Raw genomic sequence first — 770 nt, forward strand, 5'->3', positions numbered from 1 at the left:
CCAGGGTGGTGGTGATGAGCTGTTCGCGCTGCAGCCGGTAGCTGGCGTACAGGGCATTGGCGGTAGCGGCGATGGCGCTGAATATCGTAAGCGCGAGCACCAGGCCGCGTAGATTGATTCGCATGGGGAGCACAGCAGGCATGGGTCTCGTTATGGGCGCGGCGCTGCGGTGTGCCGGCAGGCGCCATTGTATGCAAGCGCGCGCCGGGTCTCCCCGGGATCGAGCGGGTGTGGCTGGCGCGCTACGGTGTTTCGTCCCCGGATGGCGTGTCCAGCAGGCGCGCCGCGCGCGACCGGGGCGCGGCGCCGGCCCGGAAATACCCCATGACGGTGGCCACGCTGGCATGGCCGGTCATGGCCATGGCGTCGCCCAGCGGCACATTCTGGCGTCCGGCCTCGGTCACGAAGCCCGAGCGCAGGCTGTGGGCCGAGAAATCGCCCTCGATACCCGCCAGGCGGCAGCGCTCCTGGACGATGGCGCGCACCGCGGCGGCGGCCAGCGGCTCGCCGATCACGTCGCCGCGGCGGATGCGGCGGAACAGCGCGCCCTGGCGGATGCCGCTGGCGGCCAGCCAGGCGTCCAGGGCCCGCGCCGCCGCGCCGGCGATCGGCTTGCGGTCCTGGGCGCGGTCGGCGCCGGACTGGTTGGTCTTGGAGTGCGACAGCAGATAGAGGTAGTCCTCGCCCACCTTGCGGGTGTTCTCGACGGTGGCCCCGACCACCTCGGAGCGCCGCCGGCCGCCGCTGGACCAGGCGAACAGCAGCAACGC

1 protein-coding gene is annotated in these 770 nt (G+C 72.3%); it reads right to left on the bottom strand.

The genetic code is table 11. From position 1 onward, the window contains the following. Positions 1 to 242: 242 nt before the first annotated feature. The coding region (locus tag AOZ53_RS16635; RefSeq protein WP_156333416.1) for a tyrosine-type recombinase/integrase at positions 243 to 770 on the bottom strand (528 nt) is incomplete at its 5' end.

Source organism: Achromobacter sp. 2789STDY5608621 (genome assembly GCF_001299375.1).
In the GTDB taxonomy this organism is placed as follows: domain Bacteria; phylum Pseudomonadota; class Gammaproteobacteria; order Burkholderiales; family Burkholderiaceae_B; genus Achromobacter; species Achromobacter insuavis.